Source organism: Hungatella sp. SB206 (genome assembly GCF_051132295.1).
Taxonomy (GTDB): domain Bacteria; phylum Bacillota; class Clostridia; order Lachnospirales; family Lachnospiraceae; genus Hungatella; species Hungatella effluvii.
Genome location: NZ_CP096603.1, coordinates 1,839,016 through 1,864,132 on the forward strand (window position 1 = coordinate 1,839,016; position 25,117 = coordinate 1,864,132).

Consider the following 25,117-nt stretch of genomic DNA (forward strand, 5'->3'; position numbering starts at 1 on the left):
TGTCACAGAGGGAGGAAACAGTATGCTACCATCCATACTTGCAAAACAACTAGAGAAAGGCATCGGGGATTACATAGAAACCACATTCCCAATGACCAACGAACCATTTAAAGGTTCGGTTCAGGATATGCTTGCGACGAAAGGCTCAGTTTATCATGAGCCTTATGTTGCTGTGCGCCTGCCGTTTCGTGTGGCAGATGAGATGCCGACTTGCTTTGAAGCAATCCACCCTGCTTACCTCCCTTATGTTCATCAGCAGAAAGCCTTTGAGCGCCTGACCGGAGATGATGGTAGATCTACGTTGGTCGCAACGGGTACCGGCTCCGGTAAAACGGAATGTTTTCTCTATCCGATTCTGGAATACTGCTATCAGCATCGTGGTGAGCGTGGTATCAAAGCGTTGATTATTTACCCGATGAACGCCCTTGCCTCCGACCAGGCAAAGCGTATTGCCGAGCTCATCTATGGCAGCGATGAGCTGCGTGGCAATGTGACTGTTGGTATGTATGTCGGTGGACAGGAGCATACCCCTGCCCGTATGATGAGTGAACATGGTGTTATTACGGACCACGAAACCATGCTGAACAGCGCACCGGATATTTTGCTGACCAACTATAAGATGCTCGACTATCTGCTTATTCGCCCGAAAGATGCTCTTTTGTGGCGGGACAATGACCCGGAAACGCTGAAATATATTGCGGTCGATGAATTGCATACTTTTGACGGTGCGCAGGGGACAGATCTGGCTTGTCTGCTTCGACGTTTGAAACGCCGTCTTGGAATCTATGACGGATATTTGTGCTGCATTGGTACTTCGGCAACAATGGGTTCTGAAGACAATAACGGCGATATACTGGAGTATGCTGCAGAAATCTTTGGCGAACCCTTTGATAAAGACGCGGTGATTACCGAAGACCGTTTGAGTTCACAGGAATTTTTTGAGAACAAAGAGATTACAGAGTTCACCTTGCCGTCTGCCGGCCAGGTGGCGGAACTTGATTTGCTGGCAGCAGAGGCGGAACTGTCTTCCTATCTGAACCACGCAGTACAAGATTGGTTCCCAAACTTTACGCTTGATGCGCTGAGCGATGAAGGTAGAATTAAACTTAGCGAGGAACTGGTGCATCACAGCTTTATGCAGGCTGTGCTTAACCTGACGGGTGGTACCTATTATCAGGTTTCTAAAATAGCAGAAGAATTGTCTGCCCATTACCCGGAAATGAAAGCTCTGCAAGACCCGACTGTTCTTATCAACTCATTGTTTGCGTTAATCTCTCATGCTCGTACCGGAAAGGTGGGCAAGCTGCGTCCATTTCTCAACGTTCAGGTGCAGTTATGGATGCGAGAATTGCGTCGTTTGGTTGCCAAAGTTGACCCGGATGAAATCAATTATGGGATTGCAAATGATTTGAATAAGCAGCAGGCAAAACAATATCTGCCGGTTGTAAATTGCCGTGATTGCGGTATTACCGGCTGGGTATCTATCCTCAACGAGCGTAGCAATGCCACGATGGTTAATCTGGATGCGTTCTACAACCTTTATTTCCGTGCGGACGATAAGATTGTAATGTTGTTCCCTCATTCTCATAGGGGACATATTGCCGGCATGATTCCGGGCAGAATTTGTCCTGATTGCCTGCAAGTGAAGTTGGGGGAAGACGGCGCCAGCGATTGCCCAAGTTGCGGTGCTAAAATGGTGGATGTGTTAATTCCGAATCCGATTAAAACATCCGGTTCCAAAGATCATAAGCAGTATGTCTGCCCTTGTTGTGGCAGCCGCCGAGGTCTTTCCCTGATGGGTTTACGAAGCGCAACAGAAATCAGCGCAAGCCTATCTCAGATGTTTGCTTCTCGGTTTAATGATGATAAGAAAACGCTGGCATTCTCGGATAATGTGCAGGATGCTGCCCATCGTGCAGGCTTCTTTAATTCCCGCACCTGGCGTTTTGGTTTGCGTACCGCTATTCAGAAGTATTGCAATGAAGTTGGCGCGGGACTGTCGCTGGCAGATTTCCAAAACGATTTTATTAAGTATTGGCATGAACACATGACACTGGAGCAGTTTGTCAGCTTCTTTATCGCACCGAATATGACCTGGAAAAATGCGTATGAAGATATGGTAAAGAACCGTAAGCTTGGTACAGACAGGCAAGCCCAGATTCTGGTTTATGAAGTGGAACAGCGTATCAAATACGAAATCATGCTGGAGTATGGACTTGCCGGTAAGATTGGACGAACCCTTGAAAAGTCCAGCTGTTCTGTTCTCTCATTTGCTGAGGAGGATGTTGTGGCGATTGCTGAAGCCGTGCAGGAAAGAACTGTCAATGAGCTTGGTGCATTGACTACGGAAAACATCAAGTCTTTCCAGCGCATGGTGCTTGGCTATCTGAACCTGATGCGTACCAATGGTGCGTTTGAGGATCACGTTTTTGATGAATATACGATTGGCAACGGCAATGGCTATATGCTGTCAAATGATAGAAACCGCTGGCTGCCTGGCCGCCAGTCCGGTCGTAATACACCTCGTTTCATTGCCGAGCATATTGGCGGTGGCAGAAAGTCGCTTGAATTTGATGCGCCATCTGCTAACAAGTATGTGGACTGGATTGTATCTTGTTGCACAGAGGTAATGGTTGAAGAAAGCAATTTCCGTGCAATCAACAAGTTTATTTTGGAAGAAGCAACAAAACAGCAGGTGGTAGCTGCCTTGCCTTCTTCAGCGGATTATAAAGTATATGGTTTGAACAAAGAGCGTGTGTTCATTACCGATAATGTGGTTCAGATGCGTTGTGAAAGCTGCGGCTCCCTTTATGCCGTTGCTGCCAATAATGCGGAGCTTTGGGAAGGTGCGCCTTGTCAAAGAGCCAACTGCGGTGGCTTCCTGGAGGAATATCGATCTTCTGAGATTAACTATTATGGTCGGTTATACAGTGCCGGTAACCTTGCTCGTATCAATGCAAGAGAACACACCGGTTTGTTGGAGCGTCCTGACCGTGAACAGCTTGAAATCGACTTTAAGCGTGAGAAAGATACCCAGGAGATTTGGGACCCGAATGTACTTTCCTGTACCCCGACGCTTGAAATGGGTATTGATATTGGCGATCTTTCGACGGTTATCCTTTGCAGCATGCCGCCTGCACAGAGCCAGTTCTTGCAGAGAACCGGTCGTGCCGGCCGTAAGGATGGCAATGCCCTGACATTGGCGGTGGCAAACGCAAGACCACATGACCTCTATTTCTATGCTGACCCGCTGGATATGATTGCCGGTAATGTAACACCGCCAAAAATCTTCCTTCGTGCCTCCGCTGTGTTGGAAAGGCAGTTTGTCGCCTTCTGCCTTGATTCTTGGGTAAAAAAAGGGATTCCTGATGGTGCAATCCCGGATAAAGTCGGCGTGATCTTGAACAAACTGGACAAGCGCCCGGCGGATATGTTTCCGTTCAATTTCCTTGATTATGTGCAGAGTACACAGGCAAGACAGCTGAACTCTTTCATGCAGATGTTTGCCGCATACCTTGACCAGAGTTCCAGAGATGAACTGCAGGACTTTGTGCGTGGGAATGGTTCTGACGATAGTCCTATGTATGTGAAGATTCTGGATGCTTTTGAAGATTTGAAAAAGCAGCAGGATGCACTGCGTACCAGTGTGGAAGCATTGAAGGGCATGATTAAGGAGCTGGAGGCAAAGCCAAAAGACAGCTCTTATGATGAAGAAATCAAAGACCTGAAAAGTGAAGAAGCAGCTCTGCTTGGTGTGCTGCAGGAGCTTGGTAAAAAGAACATCTTCAACTTCCTGTCCGATGAAGGATTGCTGCCGAACTATGCGTTCCCGGAAGCAGGCATTGTTCTCCGTGCCATCCTGTATCGCAAAGAGAATGACCAGGCAACAAAGACTGCCGGCAAGAAAAAGTATGAGAAGATGGTGTATGAATATAGCCGGTCTGCTTCATCGGCTATCAGTGAGTTCGCACCAAACAACAGTTTTTATGCGGATGGCCGCAAGCTGACGATTGATCAGGTTGACGTGACTACGATGAAGACAGCAAGGTGGCGTCTATGCCCGAATTGCTCCCATGCACGGATTGAAGAAACAAGCAAGAACACTTCTGCCTGCCCTCGGTGTGGCAACCCTGCTTGGGCAGATGCCGGTCAGGTTCGCACGATGCTGAAAGTTCAGATGGTGTACTCTAACATGGATTATACCAAGAGCTTGATTAACGATGAGACGGAAGAACGCTCCAATGTCTTTTACTGTAAACAGCTGTTAGTCGACGTGGATGAAGACCACGATATTTCCAGTGCCTATCGAATGGATAACGAGGAATTTCCATTTGGTTATGAGTTTGTCCGTAAGGCAACGCTGCGTGAAATAAACTTTGGTGAAAGCGATATGACCGGCGAAAAACTAACGGTTTCCGGCGTGGAGGATGTGCGTAAAGGTTTCCGAATCTGCCAGTATTGTGGAAAAATCCAACCGGAACACGGGAAACCAAACCATAGCTTTGCCTGTAAGACAAGAAAAATGACATCCATTATGCAGGCGGATGCCTATGAGGAATGTCTGTTCCTATATCGTGAGTTTAACACGGAAATTCTTCGTCTGCTGGTTCCGGCAACGACGATGGATTCCTCTACGGTAAAGATGGAGTCTTTCGTGGCGGCGTTTATGCTGGGTATGAAAGAATACTTTGGAAATGTTGACCATCTGCGGGCAACAGTAAGTGAGGTTTCGGTAGCGGATGCCGATTATCGTAAGCAGTATTTGGTTGTCTATGATTCCGTTCCGGGCGGCACCGGTTATTTGAAACAGTTGATGCACGAAAAGAATGCCTTAATCGAAATCTTTGAAAAGGCACTTCATGTGATGGAAAACTGTTCTTGCAAAGACGATCCGCAAAAGGATGGCTGCTATCACTGCCTGTTTGCTTACCGACAGAGCCAGAAAATCGGCAACATATCAAGAAGTACAGCAATTCGCATTTTGAAGTCGATACTGTCTGGCAAAGATAATGTACAGAAGATAAATAAGATTAACGACATCCCTGTAAACCCGCTGTTTGACAGCGAGCTCGAACAGCGTTTCATGGAAGCAGTGCGTACCAGGGTGGGAGCTGCTAATGTCAGCGATACCATTCGAAATGGCAAGCACAGCTATTATATCAAAATGGACGATGTGGCTTGGGAAATTGAACCTCAGGTGCTGTTGGATGCCGCAGACGGTGTAAAGGTTGCCTGTAAACCGGATTTCATGTTCTGGCCTGTGTCAGCACCGAATCACAAACCGGTGGCAGTTTTTACGGATGGATTCTTGTATCACAAAGATATAGTAGCTGATGATACGGTTAAGCGTGAAGCGATCCGCAGAAGCGGAAACTATCGAGTTTGGTCTTTGAGCTTCAGAGATGTCCAGAATGTGTTCGTTCCCCAAGGCGATTATGCTACGTCAACATTAGAATCAGGGAAAATGCCTTATGGGAAAGTCATGTACCAGAACATTGTCAAAAAAGCTGGTGTGGATGTAATCGAACCAGCAAAACTATCAGCTTTTGATTTACTGATTGCATATTTGAAACTGCCAGATGCAGAAAAAGTTTTTGAGGGACAGGCTTATGCGTATTCTCTTTCACTACTTGAGCCAAAACTAATAGGCAATAGCTTGGCGTTCAACAACTGGAAAACGATTATGGACGCAGTAAATGAGCAAACACACTTTACAAGCATAGACTTTGTGTTTCCAGGAACAGCTTATGGAAGCTGGATTCCAAGAAATTCTAATGCTCATTTGGCGTTCCATGCCGGTATTATTGCAATGGAATTAAAGAAAGATGGTGTGGTCTCTGTTTGTGCGGTTCTGAGTGATGAAAAGGATAAGCGCACCGATAAATATGAAGCCGAGTGGAATGGGCTTTGGCAATTTTACAATGTCATGCAGTTTGCCAGGGAATTCATTGCTGTTTCCTCTACGGGCATGACACAAATGGATTATCTTGCACTTCCGGTGACATTCCATTCTGATACCGATGCTGTAACAAGTGCTGATACAGTTGGTAACGGAGCATGGGATGCAATCAGAGAATTGCTTTTTGATGATGAATCGAAAGCTTTTGTGGATGCAGTTAAGAGACTTGCTATTCCTGTGCCGAATGAAGATGATATTGGTTATGAAGTAGAAGGCGATGATGGAGAGGTTGTTGCAACAGTTGAGATTGCATGGCCTGACAAAAAGATTGGATTCATAACCGAAGAACAAATCGGCGATAAAGAAAAATTAGAAACAATGGGTTGGAAAATAATTGGCTTGCATGATGTTGATGATGTAGCCAACCTGTTTCGCCAAAGCGTGCAGGAGAGTCTGCCGGTGGCAGACTCTATCATAGGAGGTGATAACGAATGACAGAACAATTAAAAGTTGCAATTTCTTCTGACTTTTTGACTGCTTTTGCAAAGCTGCCAAGACAGATACAAGGTAAGGTGACGGAGTTTGTCAATAAATTCCGCAATGACCCAACCTCTCCGGGCATCAACTACGAAAAGATTTCTTCCGGGCTGGATAAGAAGATTTATTCTGTACGCATTGATGATACCTACCGTGGTATTGTGGTTCGTCAACCGGAAACAGGTGTTTATCTGCTTTTGTGGGTGGACCACCACGATGAAGCATATCAATGGGCTGCAAATAAGCGGTGTGAAGTGAACCATAAAACCGGTGCAATCCAAGTGTTTGACGTAAAGAGTGTTACCGAGGAGATAAGAACGCCTGCGAAACCCTCACTGTTTGTAAAAGCCACGGATCAGGACTTGCTGAAACTTGGAGTGCCAGAAGCACAGCTTAAGTATGTACGAGCTTTTTCGGACAAAGATAAGTTCTACAAAGCAGAACCGTCTATTCCACATGATGCCTATGAATATCTTTCCTGGATTGTAGAAGGCTTCGATATCGCTGAAGTGTTGGAATTGGCGGAGGAAGAACAGTCAACAGCTGAAACCAATGAAGATTTGGCGGCAGCATTAGATACGCCATCAACATTAAAATCTTTTGTCGTTATTGATGGTGAAGATGAACTTCGTAGAATTATGGCAGAACCGCTTGAAAAATGGCGTGTATTTCTCCACCCTACACAGCGCAAAATCGTATGTAAGAACTATTCCGGAGCAGTCCGTATACTTGGTGGTGCTGGTACAGGGAAAACAGTTGTTGCCATGCACAGGGCAAAGCATTTGGCTTCTACATTAACAGGACAACAACGGATTCTGTTTACAACATATACGGCAAATTTGGCGGCAGATATTCGAGAGAATCTCCGTAAAATTTGTTCAATGGAAGAACTTAGAAAAATTGAAGTGATTCATCTTGATGCCTGGGTCAATCAGTTTCTAAAAGTGTCTGGATTTACTGCCCAGATCGGATATGATGAGGAAATTGGACCTCTGTGGGAAAAAGCTGTCTTGCTTGCTAATGTTAATTTACCTTTTGATAAGGCGTTTTACGAAGAAGAATGGAATCGTATTGTAATTGCACAGGAAGCCCTTACTCTCGAAAAATATGTAAAGGCAACTCGCAATGGCCGTGGAACCCGTCTTGACCGTAAAAAGCGCATGATGGTCTGGAAAGTATTTGAAATTTATCAGAACCTGATGAAAGAAAATCAGATACGAGATATTAACACCGCTATGTACGAATGCTCCAAACTTCTTGCTGCCGCAGGGAGCAGCCCCAGATATACGAATATTATTGTTGATGAAGGCCAGGACTTCAGTGATAATGCCTACCGGCTTTTGCGTGCGTTAGCTGGTGAAGAACATTCCAATGATATTTTCATTGTTGGTGATTCGCACCAAAGAATATATCGAAACCACCCAACATTATCTAAGTGTGGTATCAATGTTCGGGGGCGCAGCAGCATTTTGAAAATTAATTACCGTACCACAGAAGAAACCCGCCAATATGCGTTTGCACTTTTGAATGGTATAGCGTTTGATGATCTTGATGAAGATACAGATTTGGGTGATAGGTGTCAATCATTGACCCACGGTGAAAAGCCAGTAGTGGAAAAATTTAAGGATGCCAGTGCAGAGTTTGAATATCTGCTGGGCGAGGTAACTCGACTTAGGAGCAATGGCGTTGCACTTAAAGATATTTGTATTGTTGCCAGAACGAAAAAGCTGGTGGATGATTATATCGCTCAGTTTACCAAAGCTGGCATTCGTTCTTATGCAATCAAACGAAACAAAAGTGACGACCGTAGCTTCGATGGTCTGCGTATTGCCACGATGCACCGTGTAAAGGGCCTGGAGTTCAAATATGTATTTGTTACAGCCGTAAACAGCCGCATTGTTCCATTGGCATCTGCTATTAACAAAACGGATGCCGTTTCTGAAGCGGAATCTATTACATCGGAGAAATGTCTGCTTTATGTGGCACTTACTCGTGCACAGAAAGGCGCATATATCACAAGCTATGGTAGAGAGTCAGAATTTTTGTGTTAAGGAAACATTACTACTTCTCCAACAGCTCAATGCAAACAGTAACTTTCGGGAAACGGCGTACTATGAAGCCCTTGAACAGCTGGGAGATTTGATAACAAATTGCGATGATTACATGATTACCGAACCGATTAACTGCGATGAGGAGCTGAAAAGACTTCCAGAAGCAGACTATGAGTTTTGTGCAGCCTTGTTGACAATGCTGCTCCGTGAGATTCACCTTTTTGAATCGCTTTGGCGAAGATATATTTATGGGAGTATTGAATAATGGAACGGTCAATGGCGTTCCACTGAAAGCGGCACCCGACATGGTGAAGAATTTCATCACCGTTATTAGTAACCCGGCCCTGTTTACTCCAACAGTTTATCTGTCTCCAGTGATATTGGAATATGAAGGGCATACGATTATTCATGTCCACGTGCCGCCGAGTGCAGAGGTTCACAGCTATAAGAAGGTTATTTATGGCCGAGTAAATGATGCAGATGTAAAAGTTACAGCGACGGCACAGCTTGCACAGATGTATATTCGCAAACAGAGTATTTTTACCGAACGAAAGATTTATCCGTATGCTGCGATTGATGATTTGGGAACAGACTTGCTTCCACGAATCAGGCAGATGGCCGTAAATCATGCTGGCGGCAGCCATCCGTGGGAGAATATGACGGACGAAGAATTGCTGAGAAGTGCTGGCCTGTATGGAAGGGATGTGGCAACGGGAGAGTCTAGTTATAATCTGGCTGCGATTTTATTGTTAGGAAAAGATGAAGTGATTCAAAATGTCTGCCCTGCTTATGAAACAGATGCATTGGTGAGAAAAGTAAATGTGGATCGCTACGATGACCGTGAGATTGTCCGAACCAATCTAATCGAGAGCTTCGACCTTCTTATGGATTTTATTAAAAAGCATTTACCGGATAAGTTCTTTCTGGAAGATGAAAACAGAGTCAGTCTTAGGAATATCATTGCCAGAGAGATTGTCAGCAATATGCTTATGCATCGCGAATACACGAGTTCTTATGCGGCGAAGCTGGTGATAAAGAAAGACCAGATGTATACGGAAAATGCAAGCAGAGCTGCGGGCAATGGATTGATTACACCGGAAAATCTGGAGCCAAATCCAAAGAATCCATTGATTGCTTCTTTCTTCAGAAATATTGGCAGAGCAGCAGATTAGGCTTAGGTGTGCATAAGCTATTCAAATATACAAAGTTCTATTCTGGAAAAGACCCTGTGTTTGAAGACGGTGATGTGTTTCGAATTGTTGTGCCGTTGGATAATGATTACTCGTTTGATATGGGAATTGCCCCATAAACCAATCAAGAAACCAATCAAGAAACCAATCAAGAAACCAATCAAGAAACCAATCAAGAAACCAATCAAGAAACCAATCGGAGGGATTTCCTTTAAGTCAATATGGCGAAAACTCTTGCGATTATCATAGAGGAACCGTCAATTACGCAGTCAGAATTGAAGGATAAACTACAAATATCTCTGATGTCTGTTAAGCGTCTTATGAAAGCGTTGCAGGATAATGGTATGATTGAGAGAATAGGTTCCAATCGAAAGGGATATTGGAAGATTACAAAAAAGGAAGGTCATTCAACCCCATGATTTGGTTAAGGGATAGGGCAACCGCGAGCATGAGAAGAATGTGCAGGTGTGCTTTCCGTGCCATTTTAGAAAGTGCCTGTCAGACCGAAAAAAGTAAAAAGTTCCGGATTCCTTTATTCTGGGGGATTCAGAACTAACTTTGCATAACATCGTAGCTATCTTCACCCGTCCAGTATCCAGGTGGCTGTATATGATGACCGTGTAGAAGTAACTTCTCCCGAAATGGTTTTTGGCAGTTTGAAAATTGAAGATATCAATGTTGTCCCCATATTGACTCAATCGTGTCAGGCTCGCCGATTATCCAGGATGGAAAGCTGATTGGGGCGGTGACTCATGTGTTTATTCAGGATAGTACGAGAGGGTATGGGATCTTTATTGAGAATATGCTGGAGGCGGCACAGTAATAGGAACAAAATATGTAATACACAAAAATCGAGGATGCCGCTCTGAGCTTCCTCGATCTTTGCGTATATTTAAGAAGTTTTATATGCCGTTCCGCCTTCCCATATTCTTATCCCAGTACTCCAGACTCTTCACGGATTCGGGATCATCCGCGTAGACAAGGTAAATATTATGCTCTGTGATCTGTTCCAGAATCTCCGCCGGCGGCTCGGGATGCGTTGTGATAATGCAGTGTATCTGTGAGGCACTCCCAAAGATAAACATCCGGTTTCTGTGAAAACTCTGACTGGAAGTGACAAGAATCACCTGCCTTGCGACCTGAATCATAGCCTGCTTTACACCTACTTCAATATTTAAGGAAGCAGTCAGGTTTAAATCACTTGAAATACCGGTGGTGCCGATGAACACCTTATCAGGTCTGATCTGATAAAATATCTTTTCCGCCTCCGGGCCGACGGTACACATACTGCGGCTGAGCACCTGGCCTCCTGCGAGAAATATGGTATGGTGGCTTTGCTCCAGTGCCATGGCGGCCCGGATAGAATTGGTAACGATATTGACCGGTGGTAAGGATTTGATTTCGTTGGCGATCATATACGTAGTGGTCCCGGAATCAAGAGCTATGGCATCATCTGGATGAATCAGCGTGGCGGCTGCCTTGGCAATCAGTTTTTTGTCCTGTTCATTAAACGCTTCACGAAGACTGAAGGGGATTTGATTGTTTTCATATTGATAGGGTAGCGAAACACTGCCATGCTGCCTGGAGACAAGTTCCTTTGACTCCAGATTTGCTACGTCTTTTCTTATCGTTACCAGCGAAACACCCAATGTACTGGACAGTTCAGACAGGGATATGGACCCGGTTTGCTGCAGAGCCTGCAGAATATATTTTTCTCGGCTGTTCATAAGTTATTTATTTTCCTTTCTTACTCTGATCTTTTTCGATTAACAGCTAAAGTTATCTTGTATTTTCAATTCAATCTTTCAATTATTAATTCACTTTTTTTCATATCCCATATATAAACACAAAAAATGAAATAAGTATACTTTCTAATATTATTTTTTCTTCTATTTAATTTTAGAATACATGATTTTTGTAAAAAATACAAGAGAAAAAACGAAAAAAAAGTAAGACAAAAGTTTCGATTGTAAACTAATATCCAAAGATATTAGTGAAAATGATGGTGTGCAATTGAAAAAGAAAAGAAAGTGCAGGAAAAATAATAAAAAACGATTAAAGCGAAATGCAAAAAGCAAATAAAAATACATAAATAATTTACAAACGTGTAAAAATAACTAAAAATATAGCGATAAAATGAATGAATATTGACAAAAAGTAAAAAAACAGCTAAGATAAAGTCAAGAAAAGAAACTAACAAACAGAAAAAAGAAATAAAAACGAAAGAAAGGAAAATAATGGAAAATCAGAACTCAAGTTTTCAATACTGGATGCCCGTCAGGATTCTTTTCACAGAAGCGGAACCGGATATCAGAGAAGAAATCGCAGGGGAATCCATAGTCATAGTGACCGATCCATTTCTCTATGAATCGGGGGTAGTCAGGCGTACAGGAGACAGACTGGGAAATGCAGACGTTTCCTATTTTTCAAAGGTTGAGCCGAATCCATCGACAGATACAGTGAATGCATGTGCGGCTATGATCCGGGAGCATGAAGCAAAAACCGTAATTGGAATCGGAGGCGGAAGCAGTATGGATACAGCCAAAGCGGCGGCCTGTCTGGCTTCATCCGGCGGTGTGATCGGAGACTATGCAGGAAAGGGGAAAAGCTTCGGAAAACGAACCGTTCGTCTGATTCTGATTCCTACTACAGCGGGAACGGGCAGCGAGGTCACTAATGTGGGGGTCTATACCGATTCGGAGACGGGAGAAAAGAGACCGGTGGTCTGTCCGGAATTTTATGCCGATCTTGCCGTAATTCATCCGAAATATACTTATACTATGCCACGCAGCGTGACGGCGAATACGGGCATGGATGCATTCTGCCATGCTATAGAAGCCTATTGGAATTTAAACAGCCAGCCGATTAGTGACTCCTTTGCTGTACAGGCGATGAAGCTGATTCTCGATAATCTGCTTACAGCGTACCGCTTGCCGGAAGATGGAGCTGCACGGGAGAATTTATGTACTGCCAGCCTTCTGGCGGGACTTGCATTCGGGCAGACACGGACTACGGGTGCACATGTGCTGAGCTATCCGCTGACAGCAAGATACCACGTTCCTCATGGAACCGGATGTGCCATTACTCTGCCGGCTTTTATACGGATCAGCGTTGAGAAGGCGGGAAAGAAGATGCAGACGCTGGCGGAGGCATTGGGATATATCGATGTGGAAGCTTTGGCAGATGGTGTATGTGATCTTATGAGATCATTGGAGATGCCGGTCGCTTTGAGGGAAATCGGGGCGAAGGCAGAGGAACTTTCAGGCATCGCGAAAGATGCAATGAATTATTATCCACAGCTTTCGCTGACTCCTGCGTTCATGACAGAAGAGACGGTATTTGACCTGCTGAAATCGATTTACTGAAAAGGAGTTGTTTCTATGAACTGTGCAGAAAATAAAGAACTGGCACAAAAGGCTAAAGAGATTCGTAAGCTGACGCTTACAAGTATTGCAAAGGTTGGAAAAGGCCATATTGGAGGCGCATTGTCTCTCTGCGAGGTGATGAGTGTCCTGTATTTTAAACATATGAAGGTGCGGCCGGATGATCCGCTGTGGGACGAACGGGACCGGTTCGTGCTTTCCAAAGGCCATGCGGGACCTGTGGTTTATGCGGCCCTGGTACTGCGGGGGTTTCTTGATCCTTCCGAACTTGAGACCATGAACCATTTCGGCAGCATGCTTCCAAGCCACTGTGACAGGAAGCTGACCAGAGGCATCGATATGTCGACGGGAAGTCTGGGACAAGGGTTTGCGGCAGCAGCAGGGATGGCACTGGGGGCGAAGCTGGATAAGAAGGACTGTTTTATCTATGCAATCATCGGCGACGGGGAAAGCCAGGAAGGATTAATCTGGGAGACGGCAATGCTTGCAGGAAGCAGAAGACTGGATCATTTTATTGCATTTACCGACTATAATAAGATGCAGATTGACGGATATATCGGGGACGTGAATGATTTGGAGCCTCTGGATAAAAAATGGGAGTCATTCGGATGGCATGTGCAGAGTATTGATGGTCACGATATTGGAGCAATTGATTTCGCCATTGAGACAGCCCGAAAAACAATGGGGAAGCCGTCCATGATTATCTTAAATACAGCAAAGGGAAAGGGCGCATATTTTGCTGAAAATAAACTGGAGAGCCACAGTATGAATATAACGGAAGAAATGTATGTGAAAGCGCTGGCAGAAATAGAAGGCCGGGAGGTGTGCCTATGATCTATGAGAGAGAAGAAAGACCGCTTAAGGAGGTTTACTCAGACCTTCTTGTGGAGTACGGCAGGAAAGATCCGCGCATCGTAATCGTGGAGGCAGATCTGATGAAAAGCGGTTCTACGGACAAGTTTCAGCAGGAATTCCCGGACCGGACCTTTGATGTGGGAGTCGCAGAGGCCAATATGATCTGCGTAGCTGCAGGGCTGTCACTCATGGGGAAAATACCGTTTACACATACCTTTGCAGTATTTGCTTCCCGACGTTGCTGTGATCAGATAAACCAGAGTGTCGCCTACGCAGGCTGCAATGTAAAAATGTGCGGCTCGGATCCGGGCATCACCACCGAGTTAAACGGCGGAACCCATATGGCTATGGACGACGTGGGAATCATGAGAAGTATTCCGGAAATGACAATCTTTGAACCGGTTGACAGCCGGCAGCTGCGAGCTGTTTTTCCGCAGATTCTTAATCTGGAAACACCTGTTTACATACGGCTGTTCCGCCCCAATGCCACCAGAATTTTTACCGGGGAAGAGACTGACTTCACACTTGGAAAAGGAATAGTACTAAGAGAAGGAAGAGATGTTACAATTCTGTCGTCCGGAATTATGGTAGCGGAGGCGCTTAAGGCGGCGGAGCTTCTGGAAGAACAGCAGATACAGGCGGAGATAATCAACATCCATACAATAAAGCCTTTGGATACCAGGCTTATTATAGCGAGCGCAGCAAAGACCGGCTGTGTGGTGACTGCGGAAAATGGGAGTATTTACAATGGACTTGGCAGCGCTGCAGCGGAATGCCTGGCGGAGCACCTGCCAAGACCGATGAAACGGATCGGAGTGCAGGACTGTTTCGGACAGATTGGCCATGTGGAGGAACTTTTGAATGCATTTCACATGGTAGCCGAAGATATTGCCGCGGCCGCAGCCGAACTGGTAAGAAACAAGGAAAAGGGAGGATTGTAATATGTTTGTTTCAATGAAAGAAATGCTGAACCATGCCCATGAAAATAAATATGCAGTGATGGCGGTAAACTGTGTAAATATGGAGCAGGTTAAGGCATGTGTGGAGAGTGCTGAGGAGGAGTGTTCGCCGATTATCTTAAATATTTCTCCGAGACAGATGAGAGAGCACGGACACAGCTATGTACTCACGCCCATGGTGCGTTCCATAGCGGAACGTGCGGCGGTACCGGTGGCTTTTAACCTGGATCATGGAGCCGCATATCAGGATTTTGTGACGGCCCTGCAGTCTGGTTTTTCCAGTGTCATGATTGATGCCTCATCCTGCGATTTTGAGGAGAATGTCAGGCGTACACAGATGATTGCAGCACTGGCCCACGGATGCGGTAAATCCTGTGAAGCGGAGCTTGGCCATGTGGGCAATGCGGACGCGGGTGATGATTCCAACAGTGATTATTATACAAATCCGGAACAGGCCAGGGAATTTGTGAAGCGTACCCATTGCGACTGTCTGGCGGTCGCCATAGGTACGGCCCATGGAAGTTATCCGAAGGGGATGATTCCAAAACTGGATTTTGAGCGTCTTACTCTGCTTGCCAATACGCTTGACATACCCCTGGTGCTGCACGGAGGCAGCGGAGCAGGGGAAGAGAATATCAGAAAAGCGGTTGCCTGCGGAATTAACAAGATCAATGTAAATACAGATGTCATGGCTCATGCGGTAGCAGAGACAGGCCGGGCTCTGAAAGAGAATCCGGAATATGGTTATATGGATCTGTGTATGCGCTGTGAAGATGCTATGAAAGATTTTATTAAGAGTTATATGCGTATGATTGGCTCCAGCATGCGTTATACCTTTGGGAGCACGGCGGGAGCGGAATTCGACTGACCGAAAGGAGACGGCAAAATGAAAATTGCTTTAATTAATGAGAGCAGCCAGGTATCGAAAAACAGACTGATCTTTGAGACACTGAAGGAAACGGTAGAACCTCTTGGGCACGAGGCTTTTAATTATGGTATGAGCGAGGAGGATCCAGACTATGTGATCAGCTATGTGGAAGCTGGATTATTGGCAGCGATTCTATTGAACAGCCAAACGGCAGACTTTGTCATCACAGGGTGCGGAACGGGGGAGGGCGCCTGTCTGGCCTCCAATATCTATCCGAATGTGTACTGTGGCTATGTGAAGGAATCTGCCGACGCTTTTCTGTTTACACAGATTAACAGTGGAAATGCCATTTCCATGCCGTTTGCTAAAGATTTTGGCTGGTGTGCGAACCTGAATCTGAAATACGTGTTCCGGGAACTGTTTTCCTGCCGCCACGGAATCGGATATCCGCCTGAGCGGGGAGTGGTTCAGAGACAGTTCCGTGAATGCTTCGAGATGGTTAAGGAGCAGGTGTCAAAAGACATGATGACGGTCTTAAAGGAGGTGGACAGAGATATCCTTGAAAATACGGTCAGCGGAAAAAATTTTAAAAGTCAGTATTTTGTCCATACACCAGATTCGGAAATCCGGCGCTACATCGCTTTGATTTAATCGTACGAGGAGAAAGGAGGTGTGTGAGTGAGACATATACTGATTGCAACACATGGCCACATAGCCAGTGGATTAAAATCGGCGTTGAAACTGTTTCTGAATAAAGCGGATGATATTACAGTTATCGATGCATATGTTGGGGAGGCAGATGAGAATTATGAGCGTGATTTGGAGTTATTTCTCGGTGGGATGCAGGAGGGGGATGAGGCATACATATTTACAGATATCAAAGCCGGGAGCGTAAATCAGAAGGTGATGGCCGTCTTAGACGGTTTCGATAAGCGGACGGTTCTGGTTACCAATGTCAATCTGCCGCTTCTCGTTGGCCTTCTGGTGGAGGACGATGTGAAGACACCGGAAGAAATAAAGGCTATGATAGAGATGGCTCAGCCGGAGGTTATATCGCTTGAAGCGCTGAAGAAAAATCACATATTCACAACAGAAAATGACTTTTTTTAGGAGGAGGTAAGACAATGATACCATCGTTAAGGATTGATGACCGTCTGATTCACGGTCAGATCGCGCTTGTCTGGAGCAAAGCCTTCGGAACCAACCGAATTGTGGTGGCGAATGACAAGGCGGTGACTGATGAAGTGACGAACGTGTCGCTGCAGATGGCGGTTCCGACAGGAATAAAGCTTTTAATCAAGACCGTGGATGATGCGGTTAAACTGTTCCATGATCCGAGAGCGGCGGAGAGCAGTATTTTCGTATTAACAAACTGTATCGCTGATGCAGTGAGAATCGTAAAGGCCTGTCCCGGCATGATACAGTCGGTAAATGTGGCAAACGCCGGCAGGTTTGATACGTCGCCGTCATCGGAGAAACTGGTGTTATCAAGTACAATTATTGTGAATAAGGCAGAGCTGGAGGCGCTGAAAGAATTGGCTGCCATGGATATTCCTGCATACCAGCAGGTAATACCAAGTGATGCTAAAAAACCGGTAAAAGACTTGTTAAAGGGGCATTGATCAGAGAGGGGGAAACAGTAAATGGTTTTACGTGCATTTTTAGCAGCATTAGCGTATTTTATTTGTTATGGAGGTAACTGGCTGTTTGCACAGTCCATGACGGAGCGGCCGATCGTGGTCGGATTTATCACGGGTTTATTTTTAGGGGATATTAAGACAGGAATCATTGTGGGAGCCGCGGTCGAGGCGATCTTCATGGGGTCTGTGAATATTGGGGGGAATATTTCGGCAGAGCCCGCAGCTGCGGCAACCTTTGCAGTAGTTATGGCAACTATGGAAAATATCAGCGCGGACGCGGCGCTGGCTTTATCCGTTCCGGTAGGCGTTTTTTCAGCCTTCCTTTTCATGATTATTAACAATGTTTTATATAACTTCACGGCGCCCATTATCGACCGCCTCGCTGAAAAAGGCAACGATAAGGGTCTTATTACCATGAACTTTACCATGTGGTTTATCCGGTTCTTTATCGTGGCTCTATGCATGTTCGCTGGTCTGCTGGCAGGCGGCGCAGCCATCGAAGCCACGATTAACAGTATTCCGGCGGTGGTTCTGACAGGACTTAATACCGCCGGAAAATTCCTCCCGGCAGTGGGGCTTTCAATCCTTATGAAAATGCTTTGGAACAAACAGCTGGCAATCTATTTCTTCCTGGGATTCATTATGGTTGTATATTTAGGACTTCCGCAGGTCGCCATTGCGGCACTGGCAATTATTCTGGTAATTTCGGTTGCATTGCGGGATATGGAGCTTCATAAGCTTCAGGAGACCAGAACAGCCATAACACCAGTTGACAGAGAGGAGGATTTCTTCGCATGAAACAGAATACAATGTCAAAAGAAGACAGAAAGATGCTGAACTCCATTTTCTGGAGATCCATGTTCTTATCATCAGGCCGCTGCGGCGGACAGGTGAGGATGCATGCCGTTGGATTTATTAACAGCATTCTGCCGGCTCTTCGGCGCTACTATAAGGATGATCAGGAGGGCTACCGCCAGGCACTGATGCGCCACACTACATATTTTAACATGACACAACATGTGTCCACCTTCTGTATGGGGCTGGTTGCCTCCATGGAGAAGAAAGCATCGGAGGACAGTACCTTTGATACCAGCTCCATTTCCGCGGTAAAGACTTCCCTGATGGGACCAATGTCGGGAATAGGCGATTCGATTTTCTGGGGAGTCCTACGGCTTCTGGCCGCGAGTATTGCAATAACGTTTGCTGCCAGTGGTTCGATTCTGGCTCCGATTTCCTTCCTTCTGATCTTTAATGTACCCGCGTTTATCTGTCGGTATTATTTAACCTATAAGGGATTCAGCCTTGGTACAACATTTTTATCGGATATGCAAAAGAGCGGAACGATACAGATCCTTACAAAGGCCGCCAGTATTTTGGGCCTTGTTATGATCGGAGCGATGGTGGCATCTACAGTTACCTTTAAGTGTGCGCTTGCTATTCCCGTAGAGAATGCCGATCCAATTACGGTTCAGACGTATCTGGATTCTATCTTCAAGGGGCTGGTACCGCTGTCACTGACTCTGGGCTGCTTATATGCGCAGATGAAGAAAATCAATATTAATATCATCATGCTTCTGGTTCTGGCACTTGCTATGCTTCTGGCTTTGTTGGGGGTTGTTTAAAGACCTGCCTGTCAGACCGAGGCTCTGCCAGACAGGCTCTTCTCTCAACATAAATAAACAATTATTTAACACAGAATGGCAAAGGTTCCCGATTTACTGGGCCTTTGCCGTTTTAATGTCAGAAATTAATCTTAATACCTTTCAAAAAGCACCATAATATGGTAGAATATTCCGATAATCACGCGAGAAGGTTTTTCCCGACACCGAGCCACAAATTTCAACATTTACATAAAAATGAAGTCTGTCGGATTTTGTGACCAGGCCTGGATTTGGATCGAAGTGTGATTATTTCACTTCGGGGGCCATCGGAGGAAAATGTGGGAAAAACGCCCGTCTTTTGTCGAAAAATGCGACAGAATTCCATTGCGGCAATTCGGGGGCAAGTCTATAATGGCTTTACACTAATCATTCAATCAACAAGAAAGGGAGAGTAGGAAGATGTCGGAAATCAGTATTGCAATAGCGGACGATAACCTGCAGACGCTCAGTCTGCTAAACGATATATTGGAGGGAGAGGAGGATTTCCATGTCGTCGGGAAGGCGGATAATGGAGAAGATGCTTACAACATGATTGTAAAAACGAGCCCTGATGTTGTCTTATTGGATGTCATTATGCCGAGAATGGACGGAATTACGGTGATGGAGCGCGTGCGCGGCAATGCAGCACTGACTAAGATGCCGTCGTTTATTATGGTAACAGCGGCTGGAAGTGAGAATATTACCGAAGATGCGTTCCGCATGGGCGCCAATTATTACATCATGAAACCTTTCAATAAAGATATTGTTGTCGATAAAGTCAGAAGAGTCGGACACAGGAAAGCGAAAACACCGGGACTTTCAGGAATGAAGAAGGTCAAGCCATATGTGAACAAGAATGAGTACATGGAACAGAATCTGGAAAATGACGTGACTCAAATGCTTCATGAAATCGGCATCCCGGCTCATATCAAAGGATATCAGTACTTAAGGGATGCCATTGTTATCTCTGTACAGGACCAGGAAATGTTAACCAGTGTTACCAAAATCCTTTATCCATCCATAGCCAAGAAGCATCAGACAACACCGAGCCGTGTGGAGCGTGCGATCCGCCATGCCATCGAGGTTGCGTGGAGCCGGGGCAAGATGGATACGATCAATGATCTCTTCGGATATACCGTCAGCACCGGAAAGGGCAAGCCGACAAACTCTGAATTTATCGCCCTGATTGCGGATAAAATAAGACTGGATTACAAAAAACTTTAGAAAATCTATCACAATTATACTTCCTTATTTAATCAAAATGCAGTATACTATAAGACAAAGAGTGGCGCCCTCAGGGGTGACTGTAAATGAGGGAGGTTTTTTGATGAAGAAGATTTTATTCGTTGCATCGGAGGCAGTACCTTTTATTAAAACCGGTGGACTTGCTGATGTAGTAGGTTCCCTTCCCAAATGTTTTGATAAGGAATATTTTGATGTCAGGGTTATGATTCCCAAGTATCTGTGTATGAAGGAGTCGTGGAGAAACGACATGGAGTATGTAAACCATTTTTACATGGACTACATGGGACAGAGCAGATACGTTGGAATTCTTCAATACGTATACGAGGGAATTACTTTTTACTTTATTGATAATGAAGGCTATTTTAACGGACCAAAGCCATACGGCGACTGGTACTGTGATTTGGAAAAATTCTGCTTTTTCTCAAGGGCGGCTTTGTCGGCGCTTCCGGTAATTGGATTTCAGCCGGATGTGGTACACTGCCATGACTGGCAGACGGCGCTTATACCTGTCCTGTTAAAAGACCGGTTCCATGACGGAGAGTTCTTCCGCAGCATGAAGTCGGTTATCACCATCCACAACTTAAAGTTCCAGGGAGTGTGGGATGTCATGACGATCAAGAGGCTGACAGGCCTCCCGGATTACTACTTTACACCAGATAAACTTGAAGCATACAAGGATGGCAACCTGTTAAAGGGCGGCATTGTTTACGCCGACGCCATAACCACTGTAAGCGAGACGTATGCCGAGGAAATCAAGATGCCATTCTATGGCGAAGGGCTGGACGGTCTGATGAGGGCGCGTGCAAACAGCCTGCGTGGTATTGTAAACGGCATTGATTACGATGATTTCAATCCAGAGACGGATCCTTACATTGTCCAGAAGTACAATGCAAAGAATTTCCGCAAGGAAAAGATAAAGAACAAACGGGCCCTGCAGGAAGAGCTGGGACTGCCTCAGGACGACAGGAAGTTTATGGTCGGTATCGTGTCCAGACTGACTGACCAGAAGGGCCTCGATTTGATCCAGTGTGTTCTGGACGAGATGTGTCAGGACGATATCCAGCTGGTTGTGCTGGGAACTGGAGAAGAGCGGTATGAGAATATGTTCCGCCATTACGACTGGAAGTATAATGACAAGGTATCCGCGAATATTTTCTATTCCGAGCCGATGTCCCATAAGATTTATGCGGCCTGCGACGCATTTCTGATGCCGTCCTTATTTGAGCCGTGCGGTTTGAGCCAGCTGATGTCGCTCCGTTACGGAACCGTTCCGATTGTCCGCGAAACAGGCGGTCTGAAGGATACAGTGGAACCGTATAACGAGTTTGAGAGCCGTGGAACCGGATTCTCATTCCAGAATTACAACGCTCATGAGATGCTGGCGGTTATTCGCTATGCAGAGCGCATATACTATGATAAGAAGCGGGAGTGGAATAAGATCATTGACCGCGCGATGGCGATGGATTATTCGTGGAATACTTCGGCTGTCAAGTATCAGGAACTGTATGACTGGCTGATTGGCTATTGAGTTCAGATAAAGAAGGAAGCGGACATAGCATGAAAAACAAGTGTTTTACCCGGGAAGAAAAGGAGGAGGTGCTCCGCTGGGCGGAGGACTCTTCCTGGATCAATCAGGAGCGGTATGAAGATGATGATGCGTATCTTGCGTGTGTAGAGGACATTCTGGAAAATCCTGTGTTTCAATCCATGGATCGTTTTATGCAGCATGGGGATACTACCTGTAAGGCGCACTGCATTAAGGTATCTTATTTAAGTTACCGGATCTGCCGCCGCTTTGGCTGGGACTATGTACAGACCGCCAGAGCGGGACTTCTGCATGATTTATTCTTATATGACTGGCATACCCATGCGAAGGAGACGGGAGAACACTTTCACGGATTTACCCATCCGCGCAGGGCGTTAGCCAACGCAGAAAAGTACTTTGACTTAACGGATAAGGAAAAGGACATGATTCTGCGCCATATGTGGCCGCTTACCCCGGTTCCGCCAAAGAGCAGGGAAGGGATGGCCATCATTTACGCGGATAAGTTCTGCGGCCTGGCAGAGACGGCCGCCAGAGTAAAAAGGTGGGTTTTATACAGCCTGAGAGCGGGAAGAACCGCTTAAACCGGCTGGAAGGATCCTCTGATACAAAAAGCAGGAGAAAACCATGACATTTTGGGACGAATTACTGGCAAATCAGGTTCTGATGAGCGCTGTCACCGGCTGGGTGGTAGCTCAGGTACTGAAGACAATCATCGACCTTGCCCTGAATAAAAGCTTTAATCCGGAGCGGCTGGTGGGATCGGGCGGTATGCCCAGCTCCCACTCCGCAACGGTATGTGGAATGACGACCGCCGCCGCCTTGCATTACGGCGTCGGTTCTTTTGAGTTTGCAGTATGTTTTATCCTTTCCATGGTGGTTATGTATGACGCCATGGGAGTCCGCAGGGAGACGGGAAAGCAGGCGAAGCTGTTAAACAGCATACTGCTTGAGAACCCGCTCAAGTTAAGCGGAGAGGTGTTGCAGGAAAAGTTAAAGGAATATGTGGGACATACTCCGCTTCAGGTGGCGGCAGGTGCCATTCTTGGGATCGGCCTCGCCGTTTTTATGGCGCAGTATTATTAAGATAGGTGGATTCGTATGCTGTACCAGGCATGCGAACATCTGTAAAAAAGTCGGAATATTTCCGTGAATCGTAAGAAAATAATTCTTGATTTCTTAAGATATCCATATTATACTTTAACAAGTTAAAAAACTGTTAAAGTTGGAGGTACAATGGATATGACGATTTACCATACGATTAACTGGTTTTTCGCGTTTAGTTTCATCGGTTACCTTCTGGAATGTACCGTGCTCAGCTATGAAAACCGGAGACCGGTGTTGAACCGTGGCTTTGGACATGGCCCGTTTTGTGTCATATATGGCTTTGGAGCGCTGGGGGCCTGCCTGATTCTGGAACCGTTGGCAGGACAGCCTGTGGAGCTGTATTTCGCTTCCGTGGTGATGGCAACTTCCATGGAACTTGTGACGGCGCACATTATGATTAAGCTGTTCGGAGCATTCTGGTGGGATTACAGCCGGAAGCCATTCAATTACAAGGGCATTATCTGTCTGGAAAGCAGTATTGCCTGGGGATTTTTAGGATTATTTTTCTTCAAGTTTTTAAATGGGTTTGTAAGCCAGCTGGTGGATGTTGTTCCGATCGGCCTGGAACGCCTTGTGGCCTTGGGACTCTTATCCTTCTACGTAGCGGATTTTACATACACCATGCGGTATCAGCTTAAGGCCGCGGAGATGGAGGAAGAGGAAGGCGTGTCAGTCGTGGGGCGTCTGAAAGTATATTGATGGTCGGCGGGATTCGTAAAGGGTCCCGCTTATTTCATTCCTGGGAGCATGCAAGAATCCAAACGCCGGACTTAAGATAGAAATGGAGGCAGATAGTTTGACTGAAGACAGAGAGATCGTTCTTGCATCCGCGTCACCGAGGCGCAGGGAACTGTTAGGACAGATAGGAATCGTGCCGGAGATTATTCCCAGCACGCTGGAAGAGAAGATAACGACCGACAGGCCGGAGGATGTTGTAAAGGAGCTGTCGCTTCAAAAGGCCGCTGATGTGGCGAAGCGTTGTGCGAAAGGTACGATTGTGATCGGTGCGGACACGGTGGTGGCCGCGGAAGGCCGGATTCTGGGAAAGCCCAAATCTCATGAGGAAGCGGAGCGCATGATCGCGCTTCTGGCTGGGAAGACCCATCAGGTGTACACGGGAGTGACCATGATCGTATGCGGCCAGGAAGGCAGGGCCAGCAAGACATTTGCGGAGAAGACGGATGTGCATGTCTATCCGATGACGGCTGAGGAGATCCATGAATACGCTTTTTCAGAGGAACCCATGGACAAGGCAGGGGCCTATGGAATTCAGGGAAAATTCGCTTCTTATATCAAAGGGATTGACGGGGATTACAATAATGTAGTAGGATTGCCTGTAGGACGTGTATACCAGGAAATGAAGAGTCTTTTGACGCTCACAGCAAGGAGGAATAACGTATGATTAAACTGATCGTATCCGATATCGACGGCACACTGGTGCCGGATGGAAGCCATGAGATGAACCCTGAGCTTCTCGATGTGATCATGAAAATTAGAGAGAACGGGGTACAGTTTGCGGCTGCCAGCGGCCGTCAGTGGGCCAGCATTGAGTCGATATTCGGACCAATCAAAGAAAAAGTATTTTACTTATCCGACAACGGAGCCTATGTGGGCTGCCATGGCCGGAATTTATTTTTAAATCCCATCGACCGGGAAACGGTGATGGATATGGTGCGCGATGTGCGCCGGATGGAGGGCCTTGAGGTGATGCTCAGCGGCCCTGATGTGGTCTATCTGGAGACGGAGAAGCAGGATTTTATCGACTGGCTGGTGGAGGGATACCAGTTCCGCGTAAAACAGGTGCCGGATTTGACGAAGGTGGACTCCCAGTTCATCAAGGTGTCCATATACCGCGAGACCGAGGTGGAGGAATACACCAGGGAGCTGAGAGAGAAATACAAAGACAGGTTTAAGATTACCATTGCAGGCGATATGTGGATGGACTGCATGAAGCCGGGAATCAACAAGGGACAGGCCGTGAAGCTTTTACAGGACAGCCTGGAGATCAAACCGGAGGAGACGATGGCTTTCGGCGATCAGCTAAATGATATCGAGATGCTGGAACAGGCGTACTACAGCTTTGCCGTAGGAAATGCCAGGCCGGAGGTGAAAGCCACAGCCAGGTTTCAGACGGATACTAATGTGAACGACGGCGTGTTAAAGATTCTGAAGCTTTTGGTATAAGCCCCGTTGGATACGT

General features: G+C 46.1%; 21 protein-coding genes and 1 pseudogene. 21 read left to right on the forward strand and 1 reads right to left on the reverse strand.

The annotated features are described in order from the left end of the window. Positions 1-22 precede the first annotated feature (22 nt). From M1L66_RS07990 to M1L66_RS08010, 5 genes and pseudogenes are all read left to right on the forward strand, one after another. Positions 23-6,394 (forward strand): DEAD/DEAH box helicase, encoded by a 6,372-nt coding sequence (locus tag M1L66_RS07990; RefSeq protein WP_434692075.1) that lies wholly within the window; start codon positions 23-25, stop codon positions 6,392-6,394. After that, positions 6,391-8,487, forward strand: a complete 2,097-nt coding sequence (locus M1L66_RS07995; protein ID WP_434692078.1) for a UvrD-helicase domain-containing protein — start codon at positions 6,391-6,393, stop codon at positions 8,485-8,487. Before M1L66_RS07990 ends, M1L66_RS07995 begins: the two co-directional genes overlap by 4 nt. Positions 8,488-8,735: 248 nt before the next feature. Next, on the forward strand, positions 8,736-9,659 hold the full coding sequence (locus M1L66_RS08000) for an AlbA family DNA-binding domain-containing protein (RefSeq protein WP_434692081.1): 924 nt from the start codon (positions 8,736-8,738) through the stop codon (positions 9,657-9,659). A gap of 239 nt (positions 9,660-9,898) precedes the next feature. Further along, on the forward strand, positions 9,899-10,096 hold the full coding sequence (locus M1L66_RS08005; RefSeq protein WP_434692084.1) for a MarR family transcriptional regulator: 198 nt from the start codon (positions 9,899-9,901) through the stop codon (positions 10,094-10,096). A gap of 281 nt (positions 10,097-10,377) precedes the next feature. Beyond that, positions 10,378-10,500 (forward strand): annotated as a pseudogene (locus M1L66_RS08010) (SpoIVB peptidase S55 domain-containing protein); the annotation flags it as partial. A 79-nt stretch (positions 10,501-10,579) separates the two neighbouring features. Here M1L66_RS08010 and M1L66_RS08015 read toward each other — a convergent pair. After that, positions 10,580-11,404 (reverse strand): DeoR/GlpR family DNA-binding transcription regulator, encoded by an 825-nt coding sequence (locus tag M1L66_RS08015; protein WP_434692086.1) that lies wholly within the window; start codon positions 11,402-11,404, stop codon positions 10,580-10,582. Between the two features lie 510 nt (positions 11,405-11,914). Here M1L66_RS08015 and M1L66_RS08020 point away from each other — a divergent pair. From M1L66_RS08020 to M1L66_RS08095, 16 genes are all read left to right on the forward strand, one after another. Further along, positions 11,915-13,042: an iron-containing alcohol dehydrogenase family protein gene (locus M1L66_RS08020; RefSeq protein ID WP_434692088.1), complete on the forward strand. Its 1,128-nt coding sequence runs from the start codon at positions 11,915-11,917 to the stop codon at positions 13,040-13,042. 15 nt (positions 13,043-13,057) lie between these two features. Next, positions 13,058-13,894, forward strand: coding sequence for a transketolase (locus M1L66_RS08025; RefSeq protein ID WP_434692091.1), 837 nt, complete (start codon positions 13,058-13,060; stop codon positions 13,892-13,894). Continuing rightward, positions 13,891-14,856, forward strand: coding sequence for a transketolase family protein (locus tag M1L66_RS08030; protein ID WP_434692094.1), 966 nt, complete (start codon positions 13,891-13,893; stop codon positions 14,854-14,856). Before M1L66_RS08025 ends, M1L66_RS08030 begins: the two co-directional genes overlap by 4 nt. A gap of 1 nt (position 14,857) precedes the next feature. After that, entirely contained in the window at positions 14,858-15,742 is an 885-nt protein-coding gene (locus tag M1L66_RS08035) for a class II fructose-bisphosphate aldolase (protein ID WP_055656441.1), read from the forward strand. 18 nt (positions 15,743-15,760) lie between these two features. Continuing rightward, complete coding sequence (locus M1L66_RS08040) at positions 15,761-16,393, forward strand: RpiB/LacA/LacB family sugar-phosphate isomerase (RefSeq protein WP_434692096.1); 633 nt, start codon at positions 15,761-15,763, stop codon at positions 16,391-16,393. Between the two features lie 27 nt (positions 16,394-16,420). Then, a complete protein-coding gene (locus M1L66_RS08045; RefSeq protein WP_187022900.1) occupies positions 16,421-16,852 on the forward strand; it encodes a PTS sugar transporter subunit IIA in 432 nt (143 codons plus the stop codon). 14 nt (positions 16,853-16,866) lie between these two features. After that, complete coding sequence (locus M1L66_RS08050) at positions 16,867-17,364, forward strand: PTS system mannose/fructose/N-acetylgalactosamine-transporter subunit IIB (RefSeq protein ID WP_187022899.1); 498 nt, start codon at positions 16,867-16,869, stop codon at positions 17,362-17,364. 21 nt (positions 17,365-17,385) lie between these two features. After that, positions 17,386-18,180, forward strand: coding sequence for a PTS mannose/fructose/sorbose/N-acetylgalactosamine transporter subunit IIC (locus M1L66_RS08055; RefSeq protein ID WP_187022898.1), 795 nt, complete (start codon positions 17,386-17,388; stop codon positions 18,178-18,180). Then, a complete protein-coding gene (locus tag M1L66_RS08060; RefSeq protein WP_187022897.1) occupies positions 18,177-19,004 on the forward strand; it encodes a PTS system mannose/fructose/sorbose family transporter subunit IID in 828 nt (275 codons plus the stop codon). Before M1L66_RS08055 ends, M1L66_RS08060 begins: the two co-directional genes overlap by 4 nt. A 438-nt stretch (positions 19,005-19,442) precedes the next feature. Then, a complete protein-coding gene (gene spo0A / locus M1L66_RS08065) occupies positions 19,443-20,246 on the forward strand; it encodes a sporulation transcription factor Spo0A (protein WP_002600991.1) in 804 nt (267 codons plus the stop codon). Between the two features lie 103 nt (positions 20,247-20,349). Next, a complete protein-coding gene (gene glgA / locus M1L66_RS08070) occupies positions 20,350-21,795 on the forward strand; it encodes a glycogen synthase GlgA (protein ID WP_187022896.1) in 1,446 nt (481 codons plus the stop codon). A gap of 29 nt (positions 21,796-21,824) precedes the next feature. Beyond that, complete coding sequence (locus M1L66_RS08075) at positions 21,825-22,394, forward strand: HD domain-containing protein (RefSeq protein WP_117620966.1); 570 nt, start codon at positions 21,825-21,827, stop codon at positions 22,392-22,394. 43 nt (positions 22,395-22,437) lie between these two features. Next, positions 22,438-22,896, forward strand: a complete 459-nt coding sequence (locus M1L66_RS08080; protein WP_187022895.1) for a divergent PAP2 family protein — start codon at positions 22,438-22,440, stop codon at positions 22,894-22,896. A 156-nt stretch (positions 22,897-23,052) separates the two neighbouring features. After that, complete coding sequence (locus M1L66_RS08085; RefSeq protein WP_156834946.1) at positions 23,053-23,616, forward strand: putative ABC transporter permease; 564 nt, start codon at positions 23,053-23,055, stop codon at positions 23,614-23,616. A gap of 82 nt (positions 23,617-23,698) precedes the next feature. Further along, on the forward strand, positions 23,699-24,319 hold the full coding sequence (locus M1L66_RS08090) for a Maf family protein (RefSeq protein ID WP_187022894.1): 621 nt from the start codon (positions 23,699-23,701) through the stop codon (positions 24,317-24,319). Next, positions 24,316-25,101, forward strand: coding sequence for an HAD family hydrolase (locus tag M1L66_RS08095; RefSeq protein WP_002600985.1), 786 nt, complete (start codon positions 24,316-24,318; stop codon positions 25,099-25,101). The genes M1L66_RS08090 and M1L66_RS08095 overlap by 4 nt, the downstream gene beginning before the upstream one ends. Positions 25,102-25,117: the final 16 nt, after the last annotated feature.

What these genes read in the sequence shown, in the direction of transcription:
- M1L66_RS07990 (WP_434692075.1), top strand. Translation starts at nt 23, where the DNA reads ATGCTACCATCCATACTTGCAAAACAACTAGAGAAAGGCATCGGGGAT.
- M1L66_RS07995 (WP_434692078.1), top strand. Translation starts at nt 6,391, where the DNA reads ATGACAGAACAATTAAAAGTTGCAATTTCTTCTGACTTTTTGACTGCT.
- M1L66_RS08000 (WP_434692081.1), top strand. Translation starts at nt 8,736, where the DNA reads ATGGGAGTATTGAATAATGGAACGGTCAATGGCGTTCCACTGAAAGCG.
- M1L66_RS08005 (WP_434692084.1), top strand. Translation starts at nt 9,899, where the DNA reads ATGGCGAAAACTCTTGCGATTATCATAGAGGAACCGTCAATTACGCAG.
- M1L66_RS08015 (WP_434692086.1), bottom strand. Translation starts at nt 11,404, where the DNA reads ATGAACAGCCGAGAAAAATATATTCTGCAGGCTCTGCAGCAAACCGGG.
- M1L66_RS08020 (WP_434692088.1), top strand. Translation starts at nt 11,915, where the DNA reads ATGGAAAATCAGAACTCAAGTTTTCAATACTGGATGCCCGTCAGGATT.
- M1L66_RS08025 (WP_434692091.1), top strand. Translation starts at nt 13,058, where the DNA reads ATGAACTGTGCAGAAAATAAAGAACTGGCACAAAAGGCTAAAGAGATT.
- M1L66_RS08030 (WP_434692094.1), top strand. Translation starts at nt 13,891, where the DNA reads ATGATCTATGAGAGAGAAGAAAGACCGCTTAAGGAGGTTTACTCAGAC.
- M1L66_RS08035 (WP_055656441.1), top strand. Translation starts at nt 14,858, where the DNA reads ATGTTTGTTTCAATGAAAGAAATGCTGAACCATGCCCATGAAAATAAA.
- M1L66_RS08040 (WP_434692096.1), top strand. Translation starts at nt 15,761, where the DNA reads ATGAAAATTGCTTTAATTAATGAGAGCAGCCAGGTATCGAAAAACAGA.
- M1L66_RS08050 (WP_187022899.1), top strand. Translation starts at nt 16,867, where the DNA reads ATGATACCATCGTTAAGGATTGATGACCGTCTGATTCACGGTCAGATC.
- M1L66_RS08055 (WP_187022898.1), top strand. Translation starts at nt 17,386, where the DNA reads ATGGTTTTACGTGCATTTTTAGCAGCATTAGCGTATTTTATTTGTTAT.
- M1L66_RS08060 (WP_187022897.1), top strand. Translation starts at nt 18,177, where the DNA reads ATGAAACAGAATACAATGTCAAAAGAAGACAGAAAGATGCTGAACTCC.
- spo0A (WP_002600991.1), top strand. Translation starts at nt 19,443, where the DNA reads ATGTCGGAAATCAGTATTGCAATAGCGGACGATAACCTGCAGACGCTC.
- glgA (WP_187022896.1), top strand. Translation starts at nt 20,350, where the DNA reads ATGAAGAAGATTTTATTCGTTGCATCGGAGGCAGTACCTTTTATTAAA.
- M1L66_RS08075 (WP_117620966.1), top strand. Translation starts at nt 21,825, where the DNA reads ATGAAAAACAAGTGTTTTACCCGGGAAGAAAAGGAGGAGGTGCTCCGC.
- M1L66_RS08080 (WP_187022895.1), top strand. Translation starts at nt 22,438, where the DNA reads ATGACATTTTGGGACGAATTACTGGCAAATCAGGTTCTGATGAGCGCT.
- M1L66_RS08085 (WP_156834946.1), top strand. Translation starts at nt 23,053, where the DNA reads ATGACGATTTACCATACGATTAACTGGTTTTTCGCGTTTAGTTTCATC.
- M1L66_RS08090 (WP_187022894.1), top strand. Translation starts at nt 23,699, where the DNA reads ATGGAGGCAGATAGTTTGACTGAAGACAGAGAGATCGTTCTTGCATCC.
- M1L66_RS08095 (WP_002600985.1), top strand. Translation starts at nt 24,316, where the DNA reads ATGATTAAACTGATCGTATCCGATATCGACGGCACACTGGTGCCGGAT.